The organism is Treponema sp. (assembly GCF_045657965.1).
Classification (GTDB): Bacteria; Spirochaetota; Spirochaetia; order Treponematales; family Treponemataceae; genus Treponema_D.
Genome location: NZ_JAZOUG010000325.1, coordinates 1 through 7,114 on the forward strand (window position 1 = coordinate 1; position 7,114 = coordinate 7,114).

At 39.3% G+C, this 7,114-nt stretch carries 6 protein-coding genes; 4 read left to right on the top strand and 2 right to left on the bottom strand.

Annotated features, from left to right (window positions below; translation table 11 throughout):
- From ACKI5B_RS12340 to nudC, 3 genes are all read left to right on the top strand, one after another.
- A partial coding sequence (locus tag ACKI5B_RS12340) for an ABC transporter substrate-binding protein (protein ID WP_407429209.1) occupies positions 1-1,476 on the top strand: 1,476 nt, incomplete at its 5' end.
- 21 nt (positions 1,477-1,497) lie between these two features.
- Positions 1,498-2,220: a lysophospholipid acyltransferase family protein gene (locus tag ACKI5B_RS12345; protein WP_407429211.1), complete on the top strand. Its 723-nt coding sequence runs from the start codon at positions 1,498-1,500 to the stop codon at positions 2,218-2,220.
- 41 nt (positions 2,221-2,261) lie between these two features.
- Positions 2,262-3,101, top strand: a complete 840-nt coding sequence (gene nudC / locus ACKI5B_RS12350; protein WP_407429213.1) for an NAD(+) diphosphatase — start codon at positions 2,262-2,264, stop codon at positions 3,099-3,101.
- Here nudC and ACKI5B_RS12355 read toward each other — a convergent pair whose 3' ends face one another.
- Positions 3,102-4,229, bottom strand: a complete 1,128-nt coding sequence (locus tag ACKI5B_RS12355) for a hypothetical protein (protein ID WP_407429215.1) — start codon at positions 4,227-4,229, stop codon at positions 3,102-3,104. It abuts the gene before it with no gap.
- A 262-nt stretch (positions 4,230-4,491) separates the two neighbouring features.
- Between ACKI5B_RS12355 and ACKI5B_RS12360 the strand changes: the two genes are divergently transcribed.
- Complete coding sequence (locus ACKI5B_RS12360; protein WP_407429217.1) at positions 4,492-5,604, top strand: 30S ribosomal protein S1; 1,113 nt, start codon at positions 4,492-4,494, stop codon at positions 5,602-5,604.
- Positions 5,605-5,647: 43 nt separating this feature from the next.
- On the opposite strand, the gene lysA is transcribed toward ACKI5B_RS12360, so the two are convergent.
- Positions 5,648-6,919, bottom strand: a complete 1,272-nt coding sequence (gene lysA / locus ACKI5B_RS12365; protein WP_407429219.1) for a diaminopimelate decarboxylase — start codon at positions 6,917-6,919, stop codon at positions 5,648-5,650.
- Positions 6,920-7,114: the final 195 nt, after the last annotated feature.

The following is a 7,114-nucleotide window of genomic DNA, read 5'->3' on the forward strand; positions in this document are numbered from 1 at the left end:
AAAGATGGGGTATACTGGTCGTTTTATGAAAATGCAAAGCCGCGTGTAAAACTCACAAGCGATGATGTTGTTTTCTGGTACAATGAAATTCAGGATGTTGAAGAATGCGGTTCTTCTGCCTACAATTCACAGTTTATGGAAAATGCAGACGGTGAAACGGAACGGATTACAATCGAAAAAATAGACGAAAAGAGCTTTGTTTTTCATTTTCCGAATCTTGTTGCTGAGCCTGTCCTGCACACAAATATGGATTTCGGACCAGAATTTTTATACAAAGCTGCCAAAGATAAGGGTGGAGCTGAAGCTGTAAAAAAGCTGTTTACGGTCGCTTCTGATCCGCGGGAAATCCCAAGCTGTGGTCCTTATTTTCTTGTTGATTACAAACCCGGTCAGAGGCTTTTGTATAAGCGTAATGCTGATTACTGGGACCGCGATGTAAATGGTGAAAGTCACTATTACCCTGAAGAAATGATTCTGCAGATTATTGGAGATTCAAACACTGCCTACCTTCTGTTTAAACAGGGCAAAATCGAAGACTATTCTTTTCAGCCGGAACAGGTTGAAGAAGCTGTAAAAAATGCAGATAACGCACTTAATTCAGACGGAACCATTATAGAAAATTCATCTTCTGAAGGATACACAGTGTTTAATGCTGACGGAGCAATGAATGCTTCTTTCTGGAGTTTTAATCAGAATCCAAAAAATAAAGCTGAACCTTACTACGACTGGTTCTGCAAAAAAGAATTCCGTCAGGCTATGAGCTGTCTTTTAAACCGCGAAAGAATTATCACTCAAACATACAGGGGACTTGGAGAGCCTAAATATTCATTTTTTCCGGAAGTAAATAAATATTACGATGAAAATATCATCTTACAGTACAGGTTTTCTCACGCACATGCAAAGAAACTGCTTGAATCAGCCGGATTTACAAAACGGGAAGACGGACTTTTGTACGATGAAAAGGGCAGAAAGGTTGAATTTGATATAAGTTTTAATGGTTCGGCTGCGATTATGTCCGATATAGCCCAGATTATTACAGATGAATGTAAAAAGGAAGGAATTACAGTTGTTTCCCGTCCTACAGATTTTCAGAAACTTGTAGAACAGCTTATGTCAAGCTATGACTGGCAGACAATTTTAATCGGATTCGGCGGAGGTTCACTTTTTCCGACTCAGGGAAGTAATGTCTGGGTTTCTGACGGTAACCTTCATTTGTGGAATCCTCTTCAGAAAACGCCTGCTACTGACTGGGAAGCGCGGGTAGATGAACTTTATCATACAGCAAAATGTATTTCAGATTATGAAAAAGCAAAACCTTATTGGGATGAATATCAGAAAATTTTTCTGGAGGAGTGTCCGATTGTTTATCTGATTCGTTCCCGCTCATTCTTTGGTCTTCAAAACCGCTGGGATATGACAAACGTTTATTACGATAATCTTAACGGGGCGGAAACAAGTTATCTTTATTTAAAGTAAAATCAGGAGTATAATACTGTCATGTTTACAACAATTATTTCTTTAATCAGAATTGCATTCTATATGCTTACAAAAAATAAAACCCGCCGTCTTGCACTCAAATACGATAAAGCAGGTGATATTTCTAACCGCGACAAAGTCGTTTTTGATGTCGTTCCAAAATGGGCCCGCTTTGTATTTACAAATGTTGCAAAGGCGACTGTTGAAGTTACAGGTGAAGAAAAACTTCCAAAAGACCGTGCCGTTGTCTTTATTGGTAATCATCAGGGCAACATGGATATTCCGCTCCTTTTCGGCTTTATTAACAAGCCTATGACATTCGTAGCAAAAGCAGAACTTGCAAAAATTCCGCTTCTTTCAGACTGGATGAAGCTTCTTCAGTGCACTTTTATTGAGCGTAAAAGCCCGCGTAAGTCAATTCAGGCAATTCACGATGCTGCTGAAGGCGTTAAAAAAGGGTATTCACAGGTAATTTTTCCTGAAGGAACCCGCAGTAAAGGCGGTCCTCATCACGAATTTAAGGCCGGAAGTTTTAAGCTTGCATTTATGTCAGATGCTCCAATTGTTCCGGTTACTATTGACGGTACCTGGCGTATTTACGAAGGTCAGAAAAAAATCAAAAAAGGACAGCACGTAAAGCTTATTATTCACGATCCAATTGAAACAAAAGGTCTCTCAAAAGAAGAACAGCAGAAAATTCCTTCAATGGTCGAAAAAATTGTCTGTAAGCCAATCGGAGAATAAAAAAACTTTCTTTTTACAAAAAAGTCGCTTATACTTTAATTATGCCGATGATTTCTAATCAAATGAATGTATTCTGCGAAATTCATTTTATATTTCGTGAAAATTCGATCATTTTACAGAAGGATTCTCTTCCAGATGAAGGAATTGTAAGAAAGTGTCTTGAAATGAATGTTGCTGAAGACTGGTTTGCTGAGCTTGAATTAGGATATTCAGCACTTCTGCTTGAAAAAGACACTCCTAATCCCAAAAATTGTATTGATGTACCTCTTCGTGAATTTTTTCATAAGGTTCAGAAACTTGACAGAATTGACCAGTATGTCAGTTTTACTGATGAAAATAAAAAGATTTCTGGTGCTGAATTGGCAGGTCTTGCAGCAAGAGCACGAGGCCTTTTGAATTTTAAAAAGGCAAAACGTTTTTGTGCCAGTTGCGGAGCTCCCTTGAAAGACGATCCATATTTTACTGCAAGAATATGCCCGGAATGTAATACCCGGTATTTTCCGCAGCTGGAACCTGCAATTATTACTCTTGTAAGTAAAGGTAATGAAATTCTTCTTGCCAGTCATAAAAACCGCAGTGACGGTATGTATTCGTGTATTGCAGGTTTTGTTGAAATCGGTGAAACAATCGAAAATGCCGTTTATAGGGAAGTTCTTGAAGAAACCGGCATAAAAGTAAAAAATATCCGTTATGTTGGAAGTCAGTCCTGGCCGTTCCCGGATCAGCTGATGCTTGCTTTTCGCGCAGATTACGAAAGCGGTGAAATAAAAATCCAGGAAGATGAACTTTTAGAAGCACAGTGGTTTAAAAGAGAAAAGCTGCCCAAAGTTCCAGGACCGGGCAGCATAGCTCATAATCTGATAAACGGTGAGTTTGATTAATTAGTTTTCAAATTGATATTTCCAGTAAACAGGAACAGCTATCGCCCAATTTGAATCCTGAGTTGCGAAATCAAACTCAGCACCGATTGTATTGTTATCATTTACGTCAAAATCAAGAGCGAATCCAGCAAAAAGAATGTTTTCGACTTTTCCTTTTGAAGAAGATGTAAAATCAGAAAGAAGTTTACCTGTTGCTGTTGCAGTAACTTTTTCAGCAGGTGTGACAGAAACCGAAGCTGCTGTATAGATATCATGTGTACCATGATCATCATCACCAAGATTGTATGCAAGTTCTGCAGTAAGTGTGAATTTTTCAAAACCGAGTTCAGCATAAGCATTCATAAGGTTTTTGTAAGCAATACCGCCATCGATTCCGTCACCTGCTGTGTCTGTACAAACAGAAATGAGGCTTTCGAGTTCTCCATTACCCCATGAGTGTGAAAAACCAGCACCAACTGTAAGAGGTTTGTAAGCACCGAACAGACCAGGTATATTTATGAATGCACCAAGCTCACGTTCATCACTGTCTGCTATATCATGTAGAGAAGCACCAATCTGGAAAAATTCAGCATCAAAAATTGCACCAAAACCTACGTTAAATTTTTCGTCCTCTCCCCATTCTTCTTTACCGTTAACCCAGTTAACGCCATCCGGGTCTCCGTCAAATGAGAAAGGAGCTGTAACGCTGATTCGAAAGTTTTCAACAGGGCGTACAGTTACTGTAAAACCGTCACTTCCGATATTTCCGGAAGCTACATTGTCATCCCAGATTGGAAGGTAAGAACCGTCAGCAAAAATTCCTGTATGAAGACCGAGAGTAATCATATGAATTGGACGGAATTCAATGTACCAGTCGTCAACTTCGCCCTGAAGACCAAAGTGTGAATCATCAAAATCATCAATAGCAAATGTTCCTTCAATCATTGCGTCAACCCGGTCTGTAAGGATTTCTGCATACATTTTTTCTCTGATGGCAGGAAAATCTTTTACAGTTTCGTCTGCAGAATCATCGTGAACTGCAACGGCACCTTCTTCGTACAATTTGTTGTAGAAAGAAAATTTTACTTCAGCTGAAGCAAAGCTTAAAGTCAGCACGAATGCGGCTAACCCAGTAAGAATCTTTTTCATAAAGACCACCTTTTTTTTGTTATAGTTTTATTACAGTAATTAGCCATTGCTAACTACTGCAATTTTAAGCAGTAATTTAATAAATTAATTCATATTTGTCAATCTGAATTTTTGTAATTTAATGTAATTTTTCGCATTATTACACATTGAAAGTAGTTTCAGGTAAAAATATTCATTTTGATTGAATTGTTTGACATTCAATTTTTATGTGTACTTACAAGTATTTTTTTGATAAAATAACTTAAAAACAGGAGTTAAGAATATGAAAGGTTTTGATATTGGTCAGGAAGTAGAAACTACAGTAGTTCAGGTTTCTTCTGACACAGTTTTTATTGATTTAGGCCTTAAAAGCGAAGGTTTTGTTGATAAGTCAGAGTTTATTGATGCAGACGGAAACTGTACTGTAAAAGAAGGCGACAAAATCAAAGTATATTTCGTTTCTTCAAACCGAGACGAGCTTCACTTTACAACCCGCTTAAAAGGTGAAAACGCAGACAATTCTGTTCTTGAAAGCGCATATAATTCAGGTCTTCCTGTTGAAGGTCATGTCGAAAAGGAAATTAAAGGCGGATTCGAAGTCAAAATCGGAACTGCCAGAGCATTTTGTCCTTACAGCCAGATGGGCTATAAAAACAGACTTGAGCCGGCTGAATATGTCGGTCGCAGCATGACTTTCGTTATCACCGAATTCAAAAATGAAGGCAAAAATATTATCGTATCAAACCGCCGTGTAGAAGAAAATGCCGAAACAGAAAAAGTAAACGCACTTTCAGAAAAACTTACGGTCGGCTCGGTCGTTACAGGCGAAGTAAAATCCATTCAGAGTTACGGAGCGTTCATCGACTTGAACGGCTTTCAGGCACTTCTGCCGGTTTCAGAAATTTCTCACGCTAGGGTTGATGATGTTTCAAAAGTGCTTTCTGTCGGTCAGAAAATCGAAGCAAAAATTATCAGGGCTGAATGGAATACAAGTAAACCGGAACGCTCAAAAGTTTCTTTGAGCATGAAAGAGCTTGAAAAAGATCCGTGGGACGAAGTTTCTTCTATCGAAATCGGCGAAAAATTCACAGGCAAAATTGCACGAATTGCAGCTTTCGGTCTTTTTGTAAACATTAAGCCTGGAATTGACGGTCTTGTTCATGTTTCTCTTTTGCGTGATGTAAACGACAAAACAAACCTTAACAAAAAATTCAAGGTCGGTGATACAATGGAAGTTATCGTTCAGAAAATCGATTCTGACGAAAAGAGAATCAGCCTTGCTCCGGCTGCCGCAAGCGATGAACAGGAAGATGACGCAAGCGAATATCTTAAAAAACAGAACAAAGCAGATGACGGAGACACTTACAACCCATTTGCGGCTCTTTTGAAAAAATAAACTTACTAATCACAAAAAAATCCCCCGCCTACGGGGGATTTTTTTATGCATTAAAAGTATCCAGTCCGCCCAAATCAAGGGTACTGAACAAATCGTCGATTGTTTCGCGGCGGCGGATTTCTTTTACAGTGCCGTCTTCGCGTAATAAAAGCTCGCCGCAGCGGAGTTTTCCGTTGTAGTTAAAGCCCATTGCCCTTCCGTGTGCGCCTGCATCGTGAATGATTACAAGATCTCCGATATCGATTTTTGGAAGCTCTCTCTGAACGGCAAATTTGTCGCAGTTTTCGCACAGGCTTCCGACTACATCGTAAACGTGGTCTTTTGGAGCGTTTTCTTTTCCGCTGATTGTAACTTCGTGATATGAGCCGTACATTCCAGGCCGCATTAAATCTGCCATGCACGAATCAAGGCCGATGTATTCTCGGTAAATGTGCTTTTCGTGAATTGCCTTTGCAACAAGCCAGCCGTAAGGGCCTGTAATCGGCCGTCCGCACTCCCAGCAGATTTCAAGCGGATCAAGTCCTGCCGGAACGATAACACGGTCATATTCTGCGCGGATTCCTTTTGCGACAACATCGTAATCAACAGCTTTCTGATCCGGTTTGTAAGGAATTCCCAAGCCTCCGCCCAAATCAACGAATTCGATTCGAACGCCACATTTTTCTTTTACTTCGACTGCAAGTTCAAAGACAAGTTTTGCAGTATCAACAAAGAATGCCGGATTAAGCTCGTTTGAAGCGACCATTGTGTGAAGACCGAAATGCTGAACTCCCTCTTCTTTGCAGATTTTGTAGGCTTCAATCATCTGCTCACGGGTAAGGCCGTATTTTGCTTCTTCCGGTTTTCCGATGATTGAGTTACAGCCCTGTTTTTCTGAACCCGGATTGTACCGGAAGCAGATTGTGTCAGGGAGTTTTCCGCCCAAAGCATTTTTAAGGAACGGAATGTGAGTGATGTCGTCCAGGTTGATGATATTTCCGTTTGCAAAAGCGTATTTGTATTCTGAAGCTGGCGTTTCGTTTGAAGTAAACATTACGTGCTTGCCCTTGATTCCGCTCATTGAAGAAAGCATGAGCTCAGGAAGGCTTGAGCAGTCAGCGCCACAGCCCTCGCTTGCCAGAACTTTTAAGATGTACGGGTTCGGACAGGCTTTTACGGCGTAATACTCTCTGAAAGAAGGAAAAATAGAAAAAGCCTTTGTGAACCGGCGCATATTCTCGCGGATTGCTTTTTCATCATAAATATAGAACGGAGTTGGAAACTGTTCAGTAAGTTTTACTAATTGTTCGTGTGTAAGTGGAAATGTTTTCATAATGAAACATTCTATTGAATATAAATCATTTTTTCTACTTGCTTTTAGAAAAATATGCATTAAAATAGTATTAAGAAAACTTTAATTTGATATAAGATGATTAAAAGTTATGAAAAGAAAGTTTTATATAAATTCTAACATAGAAAGACTTTTCTCTTTTGCCTTTACTATTGTAATAATTCTTATTCTTGGTTTCAT